Source organism: Terriglobia bacterium, from assembly GCA_020072845.1.
Taxonomy (GTDB): Bacteria; Acidobacteriota; Terriglobia; order Terriglobales; family Acidobacteriaceae; genus JAIQGF01.
On record JAIQGF010000012.1, the window covers coordinates 71,425 to 87,404 of the forward strand.

Consider the following 15,980-nt stretch of genomic DNA (forward strand, 5'->3'; position numbering starts at 1 on the left):
TAACTCATAGTTTCAGGTTTGTCGGCAACTCGGACACAATGTGACGCGGGTCCACAGGCTGGCTTATGGAACAATGAGTCGATTGCGAGGCTGGGGGGGTTGTTACAGACTCAAACCACAAATCATCAAATCACAAATGGATTTACTTCATCATGCCGTGCTGCGCCACGGCGATGTTGTCGCGGCTGGTGTTCTTGACCTCGTACATCATCTCGTCGGCCTGGCGGATGATTTCGTGCGCGCTTTTGGCGTCTTCCGGATAGGAGGCAACGCCGATCGAAGCGCGGATGTTGAGGTTCAGGTTTTCGTCTTTGAGCAACTTACTCTTGCGGAATGAATCGAGCAGGCGGCGGGCGACGATCAGCCCGGAATCCTTCCCGGTCTGCGGCAGCAGGACGACGAACTCGTCGCCGCCATAGCGGAAGGCGTAGTCAATCAGGCGCAGGTGGCTCTTGATGGTATAGCCGATTTCCGCCAGCAGCTTGCTGCCTACCAGGTGTCCGTGCGTGTCGTTGACCTGCTTGAAATGGTCCAGGTCAATAAACAGCACGGTGAACTCGTAGCCGAAGCGCGCCGAGCGATACACCTCGGATTCCAGCGTTTTGTACAGATGGCGCGCGTTGTACAGGCCGGTGCAGTCGTCGGTGATGGTGAGCTCTTGAATTCTCTCCACCGCGCGCGCGTTATCAATGGCGATGGCGGCGTAGTCGCAGATGGCGCGCAGGAAGAACATCTCGCTGTCGCTGAAGCTCGACATGGGCACATTGATGAGCTGGATCACCGCCAGCACGCGGTGTTTGGCCTTCAGCGGGATGCAGATGATGGAGCGCGTTTGCCACTTGGTCATTTCGTCGATGCGCTTGGCGAAACGCGGGTCGGTATAAACGTCGGGCACGATGAGCGGCTCTCCGTGCTTGGCCACCCATCCGGCGATGCCCTCGCCCATCTTCAGGCGCACGGTGCGCAGCGCGTCGGCGGCGTCGCCCACCGCGATGGCGAAGTACAGTTCGTCGGCGGACTCATCCACCATGAGCAGCGACCAGGTGTCGGGACGGAAGTACTCCGCCACTTTCTCCATGATGGTCTGCAGGATGGAATCCAGATTGAGCGAGGAGGTCAGGGCCTTGGCGACTTCATGGAAGATGGAAAGCTCCTGCACATGCCGTCTACGGTCGGTGGCAGCGGCCTCGCTCATAGGGGGAGTCCCAGCTTCGGTGAATTCGCTGGGCGCATTATAAGGTTTATTGGCCGCCATTCAATCGCCAGAACGGTTACCCTGGTCACCCCTCGGCCGCGGGCCGCAGGCAGGCAAGCCGTTTCCAGGTGCGAGTTTACGGTTTTTTCTTTGACACTGCCAAGCGCCAAACCTATGATGGCGGCGCTTTCCTCCACCCATTTTGGGCGGCCGTTTCCCTGACTCGAGGATGTATTCGTGGGATCGTTTGGTGATCGACTGCAGCGCGAGCGCGAGATGCGCGGCATCACGCTGGAAGAAATAGCCGAGGCGACCAAGATCGGGACCCGGTCGCTGCGGGCCCTCGAGGAGCAGGATTTCGACAAGCTACCCGGCGGAATCTTCAACAAAGGATTCGTGCGCGCCTACGCGCGCTATCTCGGCCTCGACGAAGAACAGGCGGTCGCCGATTACCTGACGGCGCTCAGCGAAGCCCAGGCCGCCGGCAAGACCACGCGCCAGGAACCCGGCGCCAATGCCGTCGCCCCGGATCGTGACATCTTCCTTCCCGACGTCGAGGACAGCGAGCCCATGCGCCTGCCCCTCGGCCCGATCGCGGTGGTCGTGGTGGTCGCGGTCTTGCTGTTCAGCGGCTGGCGGTATTACACCAGGAACGGTCTGCCGAAATTGCGCCATGTGCGCGCGGCAGCGCAACAGCCCTCGCCGCCGGCAGCCAAGCCGGCAGCCTCTACCGATGCGTCACGCCCGGGGACGAACCCGCTCCCGGCGAAAGATGGTTTTGTGGTGCGGGTGAAGGCCAAGGAAGATTCCTGGATTTCCATCGTGGCCGACGGCAAGCCGGTGATCTCGGCCGTATTGCCGAAGGACTCCGAGAAGTCCGTGCACGCGCAGGAGAGCGTCGTGCTCAAGCTCGGCAAAGCCACTGGCTTCGATGTGTTCTACAACGACAAACTCCTACCACCCCTGATCCCGGACGGCAAGGTCAAGACCATGGAATTCACCTCCGCCGGGTTACGACCGTAACTAACCGCCTCCTGGATTGCGGTTGACCGCTCAAAACACACCGTTTACTGTGAAATTCGTGCGCAACTCCGCCCTCGGGTGGGTTAATGGACGTGTTCCCCGAGCGCAAAAAGCGTTGCGGCCACAGGAGCGCTCTGCTACTTTGGATAAGATTAAAATTCAGTTCCTGCGGTCCGTCCCCGCCCGTAGCGCCTAACACCAGCAGGAGGTTTGTTTGACGACCAAGAATCGTTTTTTGTTCACCTCGGAATCGGTCACCGAAGGCCATCCGGACAAGATCGCCGACCAGATTTCCGACGCCATCCTCGACGCCTGTTTTGAACAGGACCCCTACAGCCGCGTGGCCTGCGAGACCCTCACCGCCACCGGCCTGGTGGTCATTGCCGGCGAGATTACCACCAAGGCGTACGTCGATTTCCAGACGCTGGTGCGCGGCGTGGTGGCCTCCATCGGCTACGACAACGCCCTGTACGGCTTCGATGCCAACACCTGCGCGGTGATCTCCAGCATCAACAAGCAGTCGGGCGATATCGCCATGGGCGTGGACACCGGCGGCGCCGGCGACCAGGGCATGATGTTCGGCTACGCCACCAACGAAACCCCCGAATTGATGCCACTCGCCATCTCTCTCGCCCACAAGCTCTGCCGCAAACTTTCCGAAGTACGCAAAAAGGGCACGCTGCCTTATCTGCGCCCCGACGGCAAGTCGCAGGTCACGGTCGAGTATGACGATCACCACCGGCCGGTGCGGGTGGACGCGGTCGTGCTCTCCACCCAGCACGCGGAGAACGTGACCAATGAAGAACTGCGCGCCGACATTCTGAAGCACGTGATCCAGGCCACCATTCCCGCCGAACTGCTCGATGCCGACACCAAGTACCACATCAATCCCACCGGGCGCTTCGTAATCGGCGGCCCCATGGGCGACACCGGACTCACCGGGCGCAAGATCATCGTGGACACCTACGGCGGCATGGGACGTCACGGCGGCGGCGCCTTCAGCGGCAAGGACCCGACCAAGGTGGACCGCTCCGCCGCCTACATGGCGCGCTACATCGCCAAGAACATCGTGGCCGCGGGGCTCGCCGACCGCTGCGAAGTCCAGCTCGCCTACGCCATCGGCGTCGCCAATCCGGTCAGCGTTCTGGTGGATACCTTCGGCACCGGCAAAGTTGCGCATGAGAAGCTGCAGGAACTGGTGCGCGCCAACTTCCAGTTGACGCCGCGCGGAATCATCGACTCGCTGAAGCTGCGCCGTCCCATCTACCGTAAGACGGCCGCCTACGGGCACTTCGGGCGCGACGACAAAGACTTTACTTGGGAAGCGACGGATAAGGCGAAGGCGCTGCGCGAGCAGGCCGCCGGCGCGTCTCACGGGGCGATTCACGCCGCAAGGAAATAAAAACAAGTTTCAGTTTCAGTTTCGAGTTTCGGGGTATGCGCCCGTGCTCTGAAACTGACACTGAAACTGAAACTCGAAACTGTTCAGGAGACTATGTCAACCACACCTGCTAACGCCGCCTGCGACGTCAAGAACATGGAACTGGCCGATCTCGGCAAGAAGCGCATTGACTGGGCCAACCAGTCGATGAAGGTCCTGCAAATCATCCGCAAGGATTTCATCAAGGGGCAGCCGCTGAAGGGCGTGCGCATCTCCGCCTGCCTGCACGTGACGGCGGAAACGGCGAACCTGGCGATTACGCTGCGCGACGGCGGCGCGGAGGTGGTGCTGTGCGCTTCCAACCCGCTCTCCACCCAGGACGATGTTGCCGCCTGCCTGGTGCGCGACTTCGGCGTCCCCGTCTTCGCCATCAAGGGCGAGGACAACCAGACCTATTACCAGCACATCATGGCGGCGCTCGACCATAAGCCGCACCTCACCATGGACGACGGCGCCGACCTGGTGACCACCGCGCTCACCAAGCGCAAGGACGTCCTCGATGGCATCTTCGGCGGCACCGAGGAGACCACCACCGGCGTCATTCGCCTGCGCGCCATGGCCAAGGAAGGCGTGCTCGCGTACCCCATCATCGCCGTCAACGACGCCGACACCAAACACCTGTTTGACAACCGCTATGGCACCGGGCAGTCCACCATTGACGGCATCATCCGCGCCACCAATTTCCTGCTGGCCGGATCCAAGTTCGTCGTCGCCGGCTACGGCTGGTGCGGACGCGGCCTGGCCAGCCGCGCGCGTGGCCAGGGCGCCGAGGTCATTGTCACCGAAGTGGATCCCACTCGCGCGCTGGAAGCTGTGATGGACGGATTCCGCGTCATGTCGATGTCGGAAGCGGCCAAGCTCGGCGACGTCTTCTGCACTGTCACCGGAAACAAGAGCGTCCTCCGCGGCGAGCACTTTGAACTCATGAAGGACGGCGCCATCATCAGCAACTCCGGACACTTCAACGTCGAGATTGATATCCCGGCGCTGGAAAAGCTGTCGTCGTCCAAGCGCACCACGCGCAACTTCATCGAGGAGTACTCGCTGAAGGACGGTCGCAAGATCAACCTGCTGGGAGAAGGCCGGCTCATCAACCTGGCCGCCGCCGAGGGGCACCCCGCTTCGGTGATGGACATGAGCTTCGCCGACCAGGCGCTCTCCGTGGATTACCTGGTGAAGAACCACAATTCGCTGGAGAAAAAGGTTTACGTGGTTCCGGTCGAGCTCGACAAGCGTGTTGCCAAGCTGAAGCTGGAATCCGTGGGCATCAAGATCGATCGCCTCACTCCCGAGCAGGAAGAGTACCTGGCGAGCTGGGACGAGGGAACGTAAAGGGCTTCAGGCGTCAGGCGTCAGGCTTCAGGAAAACAAACTCGCAACCAATGCAGCCCGGCCGCCCTTGGCCGGGCTTTTCTTTCTCTCGCGATGAAGTTGTAGCCCGCTCGCCCTCGAGCGCGTTTTCTTCACACAATTTCACTTTCTCCTTTTGACCGCGCTGAACGTCATCTCTTGCGCCGGACTGCCGGTGCGCGTCTTCCAATCGGCAAAGAGCTGTGCGTACGAGTCGGTGATGTACTGCGAGGGCGCAATGCCGAGCGCGCGCGCCGTCCGGTCAATCCAGCGCGGCGGGCCCTCGATCTCGCCGAAATTGCCGATCGGGGTTTCGTCCAAGACCACGTGTCCGGTGCCGTCGCTCCACTCGCTGCGGAATTTCTCGTACTGGAAGCTGGGCGCGAATCCCAGCGCGCTAAGGATTCCGTGCATGCGCTCGCCGTTCTCGACCCCAGTTTCGGTCTCGACGCGCGTTTTGTGACGCCCCGCGAGGCCGGGCGCCTTGTGTGTCAGCGTCCATCCGTCGCCGTACTTGCGCAACCTCAGCAGCTCGCCGCGCTGGCGCAGAACCGCGCCCGGCAGGTCGTACAGAGTGTTCATCTCGTGCGTGCGCGCGGTCTGGCGGCGGAAGCGCAGTGCGCGCAGCTTGCGCTCGAGGGCGCGCAGGTCATCGAGCGCGAACTTGATTTCCACTTCCTTCGGCGACGCCATTGCCGGAAGCATACCATCCCGCTTTGCCGTAAGATGTCGGGCCGGGGAACCAAGGACTTAGGGATTAGCAATTAGCGCAGGCCGGGTCCGGTCAGGCTTTGTCATTCCGAGCGCAGCGAGAGCCTGCCCTGAGGGAAGTCGAAGGGAATCTGCTTTAGCTAATTGCTAATTGCTAATCGCTAATTGCTCGACCAAGGAGCTCCACATGAAGAAAGCTTTTGTCCTGATCACGATCAGCGTCCTCGCAGCGACAGCCCTCTCCGCTCAAGCCGCGCCCAAGAAGGGCGGAGCGCAATCCGCCCGCCGCTACATCAATTTGCCGAAGCCGGTCCAGGCGCCCTTCAGCGACGCTGTGCTGGCCGGCAACACCCTCTACATCGCGGGGCGCATCGGCGTCGATCCCAAGACCGGCAAGCCGCCCGACGACATCGAGCAGGAGGTCCGCATCCTGCTCGACGGCTTCAAGTCGGTGCTCGCCGAGACCGGCATGACCATGGACGACCTCGTCTTCGTCCAGGTCTTTTGTCCCGACCTCTCGCTCTATGGAAAATTCAACGACGTCTACAAAACTTATTTCGGAAAGGACTACCCGGCGCGCGCCTTCGTCGGTTCCGGCCCGCTGTTGCGCGGCGGACACTTCGAGATGAATGGCATCGCGGTGAAAAAATAAGCTCTCAGCTGTCAGCTCTCAGCTTCGATCAAAGCGCGGTTAGCTGACAGCCGATAGCTGAGAGATGAAGGCTTTACAATAGAGCCACCATGAAACGGTTCGCGTTCATCGCTGCACTGTTGTTTGCCCTCGCGCTCCACGCGGACGACAAAGTTGCAACCCTGAATTTTCTGGTGGTGAGGGCGGAGAACGGCAAGCCCATCCGCAATGCCTCGATCGTGCTGCATCCGGTTTCCAAGGATGGACGCCAGAAGCACGCCGGCTACCAACTCAAGACCGATCCTGACGGCAAGGCGAGCTTTGACGGCGCGCCCTTCGGCAAGTTACGCGTGCAGGTGCTGGTGCGCGGGTTTCAGACCTACGGCGAGGATTTCGAAATCAACCAGCCGACACAGGAAATCACGATCAAGCTCAAACGCCCGCAGGGCCAGTATTCGATTTACGACGACAAGCCGAAGCAGGAAGAAAAAAAGCCGGCAGAGAAACCAAAATAGTACCCAGTACCGAGTACCCAGTACCGAGCAGCCTAGAATACGTTCCTACTGGGAACTCGCTATTCGAACTGTTTCAAAAGTCGTTCTTGGGAAGGGCACGGCGGAACCTGTCCCGAGCGAAGCCGAGGGAGCCATGCCGCCGAGCCCGCAAGAATGCTGGGCTTTAGCCCCTGAGGGACATTTTTCCTGAGGCGAAGATCTATTTTTTGAAACCAGTTCTAGTACGCAGTACCGAGCAGCCTACCTTACGTTCGTGCTGGAAACTCGGTACTCAGTACTCGGTACTCGGTACTAGGTACTCGGTACTCGGTACTAGGTACTCGCTTCACAAAATCTTCCGCAACTCCCGCCGCAAGATTTTCCCCGACGGGTTGCGCGGGATCGCGGTGACGAAGCGCACCTCGCGCGGCTGTTTGTAGCCGGTCAGGCGCTCGCCCACGTAGCCGCAGATTTCTGCCTGCGTCTTCTCGCTGGACGGGAACCCCTCACGCAGCACGATAAACGCGCAGGGAATCTCGCCCGCCGCTTCGTCCTTCCTGCCGACCACGCCGCAGTCGCGCACCGCCGGATGCTCCAGCAGCACGCTCTCCACCTCCGCCGGCGCCACCGGAAATCCCTTGTACTTGATCATCTCCTTGCGCCGGTCCACGATGTAATACAGGCCCTGCTCGTCCATGCGCGCCACGTCTCCGGAGTAGTACCAGCCGTCGCGCACCACGTCCGCGGTTGATTCCGGCGCGTTCCAATATCCCAGCATGAATTGCGGCCCGCGCATCACCAACTCGCCGATCTCACCGGCGCCGACCTCGGTTTCCAGTTCGCCGAGCAGGCGGCAATCGGTGAGCGCCACCGGCTGCCCGATGGAAATCGGGTTGTACAGCGGGCCGTGCTCGAATCCCACATGCGTCACCGGCGACGCCTCGGTCATGCCGTATCCTTGCGCGATCTTCACCCCGGTGAGCGCGGTGAAGCGCTTGGCCAGTTCCGGGGCCAGCGGCGCCGCGCCCGATTTCACCCACTTGATGCGGTGATCGCGGGGGAACTCGCCGCGCTCCGCCGCCTGGCAGAAGATGTTCAGCACCGGCGGCACCAGTGGCATAAACGTGATGCCTTCCTCGGCGATCAACTGCAGGGCGCGAACCGGATCGAAGCGCGGCATCAGCACCACCGTGCAACCCAGCATCAGGCACGGGTTCAGCACTACGTTCAGCCCATAGATGTGGTACAGCGGGAGAAAACACAGCCCGGTTTCCTGCCCGGTGAACGGCGCCGCATGGGGACCGATCAGTTGGTAGACGTTGGTCACCAGGTTGGAATGCGTGAGCATGACGCCTTTGGGCAGGCCGGTGGTGCCGCTGGAGAAGGGAAGCGCGGCCAGGGTCAACTCCGGCGGCTTCTCCGGCGAAGGCAGAGGCGCCGTGACCGGCCGCAGCAGCTCGGAAAAGTCGCTCGCGCCCGCCGCCGCGTGGCGCGCGGTGTACACCCGCGCCAGGCCCGGCAGTCCCTGAAGATTGATTTCCGCGATCAGAGCGCCGTCGGTAATCAGGACTTTGGCGCCGGAATTCTCCAGTTGATAGCGGACCTCGCGCTCTTTGTAGCTGGGATTCAGCGGCGACGGGATCGCGCCCGCCAGCGTCGTCGCATGATAGGTCGCGGCGAACTCCCAGGTATTCGGCAGAAAAATGCCGACGCGATCCCCCGGCTTCACTCCCGCCGCCACCAGGCCGCGCGCCAGCCGCTCCACCGTCTCGCCGTACTCGCCGTAGGAAATCCGCCGCGCCGCCGTGTACGACGTGTCAAGGAACACCGTCTTGGCGGCGTATTTGCGGCACGCGCTCAGGATGGCGTTGTGCACGAACACGCCCGCCGGATCGGCGTACAACTCCGTCCGCAGCCTTTGAGGATTCAACTGCGATGAAGAAGACATTTGATTTGGCAATTTAGTAATTTCGTAATTTGGCAATTGAAGTCATACTCGCAGGTTGCGAGAGCCGCAGTACATCAGCAAACTACGAATTTACCAAATTACAAAATTACGAAATTACCAAATACAAGAATTACCGCGCTGCCAGCTTTTTCAAGAACTCCTCTTCATCCATGCTGTACTTAAACGCCTTCCGCCCATTGATGAAGACGACGGGGACTTCGTCGTTATATTTCTGCCGCAGCTCCTCATCCTGGTCAATGTCCACCTCGCGCCAGGTGAACCGAGCGCGATGGGTCAGCCCCTCCAGCGACTCCTTCACCACTTCGCACAGATGACAACCTTTGCGGGAATAGAGAATGACCTCGTGCGTATCCATGCGCTCAAGCCGAACAATAAGAAACTTGTTCTGTAGGCCCCGGCGCCCTCGCCGGGGCAGCACCTGACCAGCATCAAAGCTCTGCCGCGGCAGCCGCCCTCGGCTGCCGCAAGCGATCTGGCCACTGACCACTGACCACTAACCACTAGCCACTGGTCTTCAACTCCGCCACCTTCTGCCGCACTTCTTCCGCGAACATGGGCTCTTCCGCCTGCAATGACTCGAGGTTGATCTCGACGTTGGCGATCGCACCCTCCATCGCCGCCCGCGCCAGCGCCTTCGATACGGTCAAATCCGATGCCATCCTCGGATTGGTGATCGCACCCAGGCTCTCCGCAATCCGCCCTACCTCGCGCGCGCGCTCCGCCACCGCCAGCGGCACATTCGTTGCCTGCCGCAGAGCTTCATTGATCGCGCCATTTTTTCCGGCGGAATCCTTGGCCTGCTTGTAGGCCTTCACCACCGCGTCATACGACGCCGCGTCGGCATCAATCGCCGCCTTCATCTCTTCCCGCAACTGCGCCAGGCGCGCGATGGCTTCACTCAACTCGCGCTCGTGCTGGAGGTAATTCTTCTTGCCGCGCGACATGCCGGCCACCATGTGCGCCAGCGCCGCTGCCATGGCGCCCGCGGCAGCGGACGCGCTTCCGCCGCCCGGTGTGGCGGTGGGCGCTGCCAGTTGTTCGACGAACGGCTCCACGCCGGAGCGCAGCCCGCCGACGGATATCTTGCCGCCCATCACCGCCGCCAGCCGGTTTTCCAAGATCAGCGACGAATCAAAATTCTCCACCTGGAGGAACCACTCGGCGGCGTCCTCCAGCGCCTTTTTCGGGATCAGCCCGACGATTTCGCTGAACGCCGGCAGCACGCCATAACGCGCCGCCTCGCGCTTCACGTACTCGAAGACGCGCGCGATCGGGGTCTGCTCGAAGTCGGTCAGGTTCATGGAAACCTGCGCCAGCCCGCGCACCGGAATCCCCATGCCCTTCACGTAGCGCAACCCGCCATTGGAGAAGCGCACTGTCTTGGCGACTTTTTGCGCGATTTCCACGTCCGGCGTGTTGAGGTAAACGTTGTAAGCGATCAGGAATTTGCGTGCGCCCACCACGGTTGCGCCCGCCGTCGGGTGCACCCGCGGCTCGCCGAAATCGGGCTGGCGCGCCGGATTGGTCGCGATCTCGTCGCGGATGCCCTCGAACTGGCCGCGCCGTATGTATTCCAGGTTCTGCCGCTCGGGCCGGGTCGCGGCCGCTTCATAGAGATAGACGGGGATCTGGAACCGCCGCCAGATTTCTTCGCCCACCTTGCGCGCGATGGCCACGCAGTCTTCCAGCGTGACCCCGTCAATCGGAATGAAGGGAATGACATCGGCGGCGCCCATGCGCGGATGCGCGCCCTGGTGTTGGGTGAGGTCAATCAGTTCGGCGGCCTTGCCGACGCCGCGAATGGCGGCCTCGCCGATGTGCTCGCGGTCGCCGGCCAGCGTGATCACGCAGCGGTTGTGGTCGGCGTCCATTTCCCGGTCCAGCAGGTAGACTCCGGGGACCTTCATGGCCTCGATGATGGCGTCAACCTTCGCCTGGTCGCGACCCTCGGAAAAGTTCGGTACACACTCAACCAGCGTGGACATAGCCGATTAGGATACATCGTCGTCGGTTTTCGGTTATCGGTTTTCGGTTGCGCCGTAACCCGAGAACCGCAAACTGAAAACCGACAACCGTAAACCGTAAACCGAGAACCCGTCGCCCCTGTACTAAGGTGACTTCGTCACTTTGGGCTAAGGGAAGCAACCTGCCTGCCTGCCCCGAATTTCCGCTACAATGTCAGCAGAACCGGGTTCCAACCAAAAGCAGGAAAGCACCATCGGGATGGGACCATTCCCACGAGGTCGCATGAAGCGGATTATTCTTTGTCTTTGCCTGTTGCTGCTGGCCGGATTGCCCTTGGTGGCGATGCCGCTGGGCACGTCGGCGCGCGTGGTCATTCCCGCCGACATCCAGCAGATCATCTCCGTCGATTACCGGGCGCTGAAAAATTCGCCCACCGCGCTGGCCCTGAAGGCGCGCGTGCTGCCCGACCAGCTCAAGGAGTTCGAAACTGCGCTGCGCGGGTTCGGCATCGATCCCGACAACGACGTCGAGCAGCTCACCTTCGCCTCGTTTCGCACCAAGAAAGAGGTCCAGATCATCGGACTGGCGCAGGGAACCTTTCCCACCAAGAAGATCCTGGCGCGCATGAAGGTCAAGAAGATCAAGCCATTGAAGTACCGCACCAGCGACCTGTATTCCATGCCCGGCGGGCAGGAGATGACCTTCCTCGACGACTTCACCATGCTGTTCGGGGAGCACGCCGCGGTGCAGGCGGCTCTCGACGCCCGCGACGGTGAAGCCCCCGCCCTGGGCAGCAATTCCGCCGTCACCGACAACATCGCTGCCGTGGATTCCGGGCCGGTATGGAGCGTCCTGGACGCGCAGGGCACGCAGAACCTGCTGCACTCCACCCTCGGCGATGCCGCCAAGCTCGCCGACTACGAGATGGTGCGCAAGCGCCTGCTCGGCTCGCGCTACACCATGGAATTCAACAACGGCGTGAACTTCAACCTGAGCGTGGTGACGTCCGATTCCATGACCGCCGCCACCCTGTCGTCGCTGGTCCAGGCCGGCGTCTTGTTCCGCAAGATGAACGCGCAGGGCGTGGAGAAGACCGCGCTGGACAGCGTCACCGTGAATTCCGACAGCGCCAACCTGAAGCTGAACTTCAAGTCCGACGAGAAAAAGTTCCAGTCGCTGGTGCAGTCCGACCTGTTCGCGTCGGTGATTAAGTAGAGAGCTGCGAGTTGTGGTTGTGGGTCTTGATGTCCGCGGTCTAACTCTGCTTCCGGGTTGATTCCGAAAACCTGAAGGGCGTCATCCTGAGAAGTAGCCGTCAGCCATCAGCTCTCAGCGGAAACGATGACACTCTGCCCCTCTCCGCCTGCAGAGTTGCAGGTGAACTCGTACAACTGAAAGCTGAGAGCTGACAGCTATTTCTTCAGGATCGGGTTATACCCGTCGGCGATCAGCTTGGAGCGGGTCGCTTCCGCCTGCTTCATCTCCGCAAACGGTCCCACTTGCACATGATAAAACTTGTCATTCGGCCCGCTGGTGGTAATGACGGGATAACTCTTCTTGCGCAGCGCTTGCACCAGCGCTTCGGCGTCGTCCTGCTTGGAGACCGCGGCCACCTGAACCATGTACCCGGAGCCGAGCATCCCCGAACGGTGCATTTCCGGCGTTACCGGCTTGGATTCCGCCGTTCGGGTGGTCACTCGCGCAGCCGCAGGCGGTGCCGGCGGCTCCAGCTTTGCCTTGGGCTCGTTCTGCTCCACCGCTTTATAGAAGGTCAGCTCGTCGGTGGTGGACTTGGGCGCCGTTTCCGGGCACGCGCCCGGAGTGGCGCAGTCGGGCTTGATTGTGGCCTCGGCCCGCGCCGACGATGGCTTCGCTTCGGCGCCCACGACGGCGGGGACGGTGGTGGACGCGGCCGCAACCGGTTCCGAGCGGCGTCCCAGCGTAAATCCCAGGCTGAAGAACAGCGCGCAAACGATCACCAGGCCAAAAAACAGGCCCAGAAGGCGGCCTGTGCCGAGCGTGACTTCGTCATCCTGATTGGTCATCTCCACTCCGAAAACTGGAACTCGACTCGCCACGCCTTCCGTCTTATGTCCGCCACTAACACCTGAAGCCCGAAGCCTGCTACGCTCCCGCCGCGGGTTTAGGTTCCTTGGTGCGCTGATCCAGCAGCGCTTGCAAGCCTTTCAACAGGTCAATCGGCAGCGGGAAGACGATGGTGGTGTTCTTTTCCACGCCGATCTCGGTCAGCGTCTGCAGGTAGCGCAACTGGATGCTGGTCGGCTCGGTGGCGAGCAGGTGCGCCGCATCGACCAGGCGCTGCGCGGCGGAGAACTCGCCTTCGGCGTGGATGATCTTGCTGCGCTTCTCGCGTTCCGCCTCCGCCTGCTTGGCCATGGCGCGCAGCATGGATTCCGGCATGTCCACCTGCTTGACCTCGACGTTGGCCACCTTCACGCCCCAGGGCGCGGTGTGCTGGTCGAGAATGCTCTGGATGCGCAGGTTGAGCTTGTCGCGGTGGGAGAGCAGCTCGTCGAGTTCGACCTCGCCCAGCACCGAGCGCAGCGTGGTCTGCGCGAACTGCGAAGTCTGGTAGAGGTAGTTCTTCACCTCGACGATGGCTTTCCGCGGATCCACCACGCGCAGGAAGATAACGGCGTTCACCTTCAGGGTGACGTTATCGCGGGTGATGATGTCCTGCGGCGGGACCTCCAGCGCCTCCTGCTGCAGGGAGGTGCGGACCATCTTGTCCACGGGCGCAAAGACAAGAAAGATGCCGGGTCCCTTGGGCTCGGGCAGCAACCGCCCCAGGCGGAAGATGACGCCGCGCTCGTACTCGGGAAGGATTTTGATGGAGTTGAGGATGTAGAGAACAACGATGGCGATTGGAATGAATGTGAGCGGATTCATATCTTTGCTCCGCCTCCGCAGCGCGCAAACGATGAAGTCATCTGCGCGAATTGTAGCAGCATTCGCCCGGCTGGATGTCGGCGATTCGCCGCCGTGCAACCTTGGGAGTAACGATGGCCGGTTGGATCGGCTTTCCGTCCGTCGCTGAGGGAATTGTGCTGTTAAACATGATGCGCCAGAACTTCCATTGGCCATCGGCTTGCCGTTTCACAATTCCAGGATTTCGCCAGGCCGGTCTTTCGACGCTGCCGCCGGCCTGATCCAGCGGGCGCGGGCGGCGAGCCACTCCCTGCGGGACGAATTTCAGGATGCTCGCATTCTTGACTATTTTGGAACGCTCACCAAAACGGCACAACACCTCATATCCAGGCATCCTTACTCCGCCCCTTCCCACTCGATGCGTGCTATCTCTCGTATGCCGTGCCGCGCTCTTCCACCACCGACTCAACCCCGCCGATTGGCCAAGGCAAGGCTGCAAGAACTGCGCCGTGGGTTTCTTTCTGCGCGCATAAGACAGATCTTGCCGGACAAGCGCATTCCACCTTGCGACCCGCTGCGAGTTCGGCCGCGAAACGTCTTGCGGTCCGTGGCCGGCCACTTGCATCTCGTGTCCACCGGATATCTAGAACATGAAGCCACTGACGGCCGTGCAGCATGTGCGCAGAATGCGGGGCGGATCGCAAGCACAGCTTCTTCGAGCGAGCGATTCTCACCTTTATGTTGTGAAATTCACTAACAACCCACAGGGTGTGCGGATGCTGGCGAATGACTGGATCGCGTCTCGCTTAGCTCAGCGGATCGGCCTGCCGGTGCCGGAGGTCGCCGCAGTCGAAATTTCGCCCTGGTTGATCCGTTCGACTCCTGAACTGTCTTTCGAACTACCGAGCGGCCGGGCTGCGTGCCGCGAAGGCGTTCATTTCGGCTCGCGGTTCGCGGTGAATCCGCAGGAAGGCATGGTTACCGATCTCCTTCCGGCTGCGTGCTTGCCACGAGTCAAGAACCTCGCCGCATTCATCGGCGCTGTGGCCTTCGACAAGTGGACATGCAATACCGATCGACGCCAGGCCGTCTTCGTTGCCACGCCTGAAAGCGCCTGGTACTCGGCAGTTTTTGTTGATCAAGGACACTGCTTCAACGCAACGCACTGGGATTTCCCTGACTCGCCGCGGTACGGCCTCTATGACTGGCGTGAGGTCTATTTGCAGGTAACCGGCTGGGAAAGCTTTGAACCGTGGCTTACGCGCGTGGAATCGCTGGACGCTCAGGAAATCTGGGAAATTGCTGACAGCACATCTCCTGTCTGGTATGACCAGGACGCACTTGGTCTTGCGCAACTGGTCAGTCAGTTGATACTCCGGCAGCGGCGTCTTCGTCGCATCATCGCCGACCTGAAACACTCAGCCGTCGACCCGTTTCGGAACTGGCGCCAATCCGCATCCAGCTACCCCGCCGCGCGTTCCCGCGCTCTGCCGAGCCCGGTCCCGCAGATTCGTTCGAAAACGGGGCCCATCAACCAGCCGAAACCATGAAACCGGCCTTTGCCGCTGGTTGCATTCATCGCCGGCGCTCCTTCAATTGGTGACTGTCGGACGCCTTTAAGTCGCACCCGTAAATCTTCTTGAATTCGCCGATCTGCCGGAGCGTTGCTCCGGAGAAGGGCGTCTTGCCCTCGAAAACGTGCAGCAGGATTCCTTCCAGCAGGTCGCCGACCGCCAAGTCTTTCAGTTCGGCGACGGCCTTGAGAACCTTCAAAAGCCGTTTCTCGATCCGGATCCCCGTTTGCACCCGCTGGATCTCGCGCGGCCGTTCCGGTTGTGTTACCATGGTACATATGTACCACATCACTACAGCCGATGGCAACCGCGCTTTCGTTGTCCGGAGCGCACCTGCCGGCAAAAAGGGGCGACGATGAGCGCGCCAATCCTGCACGGCGTCGGCCGCGACATCCTCACCCTGCCGGAAGACGGATTCGTGCAAGCCATGCACAATCTTCCGGCGCGCATGACCGCGCGCCTGGCATTCATGACGCGCCGGCACCATCTGGTCCGCGACTTCGTGGTACGCGAATTGCCGCGGCAACGCCGCCCCCTGCGCCCCGGCCGAATCGCGCAGACCACCGGCCTCGAGCTCCACGAAGTGACGCGGATTCTCGCCGACCTGGAACAGCATCTGTTCTTTCTGGTGCGCGATGCCGGCGGCAACGTGGGTTGGGCATTTCCGGTGACGACCTCGCGGACGCCACATCGGCTGACCTTCTCGACCGGAGAAAAGACTTTTGGGGCTTGAGCGGA

Annotated in this window: 17 protein-coding genes; 8 read left to right on the plus strand and 9 right to left on the minus strand. The window is 61.3% G+C overall.

The features are described from left to right. Positions 1-142: 142 nt before the first annotated feature. Complete coding sequence (locus tag LAN70_13915) at positions 143-1,195, minus strand: sensor domain-containing diguanylate cyclase (protein MBZ5512247.1); 1,053 nt, start codon at positions 1,193-1,195, stop codon at positions 143-145. A 237-nt stretch (positions 1,196-1,432) separates the two neighbouring features. On the opposite strand from LAN70_13915, the gene LAN70_13920 reads away from it, so the two are divergent. The 3 genes from LAN70_13920 (at position 1,433) to ahcY (ending at position 4,991) form a co-directional block, all read left to right on the plus strand. Continuing rightward, positions 1,433-2,218 carry a helix-turn-helix domain-containing protein gene (locus LAN70_13920; GenBank protein ID MBZ5512248.1) on the plus strand — a complete coding sequence of 262 codons (786 nt, stop codon included), beginning with the start codon at positions 1,433-1,435 and terminating at the stop codon, positions 2,216-2,218. 214 nt (positions 2,219-2,432) lie between these two features. Then, positions 2,433-3,620 carry a methionine adenosyltransferase gene (metK, locus tag LAN70_13925; protein MBZ5512249.1) on the plus strand — a complete coding sequence of 396 codons (1,188 nt, stop codon included), beginning with the start codon at positions 2,433-2,435 and terminating at the stop codon, positions 3,618-3,620. Positions 3,621-3,713: 93 nt separating this feature from the next. Further along, the gene (gene ahcY / locus LAN70_13930; protein ID MBZ5512250.1) at positions 3,714-4,991 is read left to right on the plus strand and encodes an adenosylhomocysteinase; all 1,278 of its coding nucleotides are present in this window, start codon (positions 3,714-3,716) and stop codon (positions 4,989-4,991) included. A 141-nt stretch (positions 4,992-5,132) separates the two neighbouring features. Here ahcY and LAN70_13935 read toward each other — a convergent pair whose 3' ends face one another. Beyond that, a complete protein-coding gene (locus LAN70_13935) occupies positions 5,133-5,702 on the minus strand; it encodes a class IV adenylate cyclase (protein MBZ5512251.1) in 570 nt (189 codons plus the stop codon). Between the two features lie 205 nt (positions 5,703-5,907). Between LAN70_13935 and LAN70_13940 the strand changes: the two genes are divergently transcribed. After that, on the plus strand, positions 5,908-6,372 hold the full coding sequence (locus LAN70_13940; GenBank protein ID MBZ5512252.1) for a RidA family protein: 465 nt from the start codon (positions 5,908-5,910) through the stop codon (positions 6,370-6,372). Positions 6,373-6,461: 89 nt separating this feature from the next. Then, positions 6,462-6,866: a carboxypeptidase-like regulatory domain-containing protein gene (locus LAN70_13945; GenBank protein MBZ5512253.1), complete on the plus strand. Its 405-nt coding sequence runs from the start codon at positions 6,462-6,464 to the stop codon at positions 6,864-6,866. Positions 6,867-7,191: 325 nt separating this feature from the next. Here the strand turns inward: LAN70_13945 and LAN70_13950 are convergent, their stop codons facing one another. The 3 genes from LAN70_13950 to ftcD form a co-directional block, all read right to left on the minus strand. Next, complete coding sequence (locus tag LAN70_13950; protein MBZ5512254.1) at positions 7,192-8,793, minus strand: AMP-binding protein; 1,602 nt, start codon at positions 8,791-8,793, stop codon at positions 7,192-7,194. A 130-nt stretch (positions 8,794-8,923) separates the two neighbouring features. Further along, positions 8,924-9,169, minus strand: coding sequence for a glutaredoxin family protein (locus tag LAN70_13955; GenBank protein MBZ5512255.1), 246 nt, complete (start codon positions 9,167-9,169; stop codon positions 8,924-8,926). 145 nt (positions 9,170-9,314) lie between these two features. Beyond that, entirely contained in the window at positions 9,315-10,799 is a 1,485-nt protein-coding gene (ftcD, locus tag LAN70_13960) for a glutamate formimidoyltransferase (protein MBZ5512256.1), read from the minus strand. Between the two features lie 262 nt (positions 10,800-11,061). On the opposite strand from ftcD, the gene LAN70_13965 reads away from it, so the two are divergent. Next, positions 11,062-11,994: a hypothetical protein gene (locus LAN70_13965; GenBank protein MBZ5512257.1), complete on the plus strand. Its 933-nt coding sequence runs from the start codon at positions 11,062-11,064 to the stop codon at positions 11,992-11,994. Positions 11,995-12,191: 197 nt separating this feature from the next. Here the strand turns inward: LAN70_13965 and LAN70_13970 are convergent, their stop codons facing one another. From LAN70_13970 to LAN70_13980, 3 genes are all read right to left on the minus strand, one after another. After that, positions 12,192-12,824: an SPOR domain-containing protein gene (locus LAN70_13970; protein ID MBZ5512258.1), complete on the minus strand. Its 633-nt coding sequence runs from the start codon at positions 12,822-12,824 to the stop codon at positions 12,192-12,194. 79 nt (positions 12,825-12,903) lie between these two features. Further along, positions 12,904-13,689 carry a slipin family protein gene (locus LAN70_13975; protein ID MBZ5512259.1) on the minus strand — a complete coding sequence of 262 codons (786 nt, stop codon included), beginning with the start codon at positions 13,687-13,689 and terminating at the stop codon, positions 12,904-12,906. Between the two features lie 37 nt (positions 13,690-13,726). Further along, positions 13,727-14,062 (minus strand): hypothetical protein, encoded by a 336-nt coding sequence (locus tag LAN70_13980; protein MBZ5512260.1) that lies wholly within the window; start codon positions 14,060-14,062, stop codon positions 13,727-13,729. A 256-nt stretch (positions 14,063-14,318) separates the two neighbouring features. On the opposite strand from LAN70_13980, the gene LAN70_13985 reads away from it, so the two are divergent. Beyond that, positions 14,319-15,218, plus strand: a complete 900-nt coding sequence (locus LAN70_13985) for a phosphatidylinositol kinase (protein ID MBZ5512261.1) — start codon at positions 14,319-14,321, stop codon at positions 15,216-15,218. 25 nt (positions 15,219-15,243) lie between these two features. Here the strand turns inward: LAN70_13985 and LAN70_13990 are convergent, their stop codons facing one another. Continuing rightward, positions 15,244-15,513: a hypothetical protein gene (locus LAN70_13990; GenBank protein ID MBZ5512262.1), complete on the minus strand. Its 270-nt coding sequence runs from the start codon at positions 15,511-15,513 to the stop codon at positions 15,244-15,246. An 84-nt stretch (positions 15,514-15,597) separates the two neighbouring features. On the opposite strand from LAN70_13990, the gene LAN70_13995 reads away from it, so the two are divergent. Further along, positions 15,598-15,975: a hypothetical protein gene (locus LAN70_13995; protein MBZ5512263.1), complete on the plus strand. Its 378-nt coding sequence runs from the start codon at positions 15,598-15,600 to the stop codon at positions 15,973-15,975. Positions 15,976-15,980: the final 5 nt, after the last annotated feature.

Bases quoted from the DNA above. Each gene is read 5' to 3' on its own strand.
- LAN70_13945 (MBZ5512253.1), top strand. From the start codon at position 6,462: ATGAAACGGTTCGCGTTCATCGCTGCACTGTTGTTTGCCCTCGCGCTC.
- LAN70_13940 (MBZ5512252.1), top strand. From the start codon at position 5,908: ATGAAGAAAGCTTTTGTCCTGATCACGATCAGCGTCCTCGCAGCGACA.
- LAN70_13980 (MBZ5512260.1), bottom strand. From the start codon at position 14,062: ATGCCTGGATATGAGGTGTTGTGCCGTTTTGGTGAGCGTTCCAAAATA.
- ahcY (MBZ5512250.1), top strand. From the start codon at position 3,714: ATGTCAACCACACCTGCTAACGCCGCCTGCGACGTCAAGAACATGGAA.
- LAN70_13995 (MBZ5512263.1), top strand. From the start codon at position 15,598: ATGAGCGCGCCAATCCTGCACGGCGTCGGCCGCGACATCCTCACCCTG.
- LAN70_13990 (MBZ5512262.1), bottom strand. From the start codon at position 15,513: ATGGTAACACAACCGGAACGGCCGCGCGAGATCCAGCGGGTGCAAACG.
- LAN70_13970 (MBZ5512258.1), bottom strand. From the start codon at position 12,824: ATGACCAATCAGGATGACGAAGTCACGCTCGGCACAGGCCGCCTTCTG.
- LAN70_13985 (MBZ5512261.1), top strand. From the start codon at position 14,319: ATGAAGCCACTGACGGCCGTGCAGCATGTGCGCAGAATGCGGGGCGGA.
- LAN70_13975 (MBZ5512259.1), bottom strand. From the start codon at position 13,689: ATGAATCCGCTCACATTCATTCCAATCGCCATCGTTGTTCTCTACATC.
- LAN70_13950 (MBZ5512254.1), bottom strand. From the start codon at position 8,793: ATGTCTTCTTCATCGCAGTTGAATCCTCAAAGGCTGCGGACGGAGTTG.
- LAN70_13915 (MBZ5512247.1), bottom strand. From the start codon at position 1,195: ATGAGCGAGGCCGCTGCCACCGACCGTAGACGGCATGTGCAGGAGCTT.
- LAN70_13955 (MBZ5512255.1), bottom strand. From the start codon at position 9,169: ATGGATACGCACGAGGTCATTCTCTATTCCCGCAAAGGTTGTCATCTG.
- LAN70_13935 (MBZ5512251.1), bottom strand. From the start codon at position 5,702: ATGGCGTCGCCGAAGGAAGTGGAAATCAAGTTCGCGCTCGATGACCTG.
- LAN70_13965 (MBZ5512257.1), top strand. From the start codon at position 11,062: ATGAAGCGGATTATTCTTTGTCTTTGCCTGTTGCTGCTGGCCGGATTG.
- ftcD (MBZ5512256.1), bottom strand. From the start codon at position 10,799: ATGTCCACGCTGGTTGAGTGTGTACCGAACTTTTCCGAGGGTCGCGAC.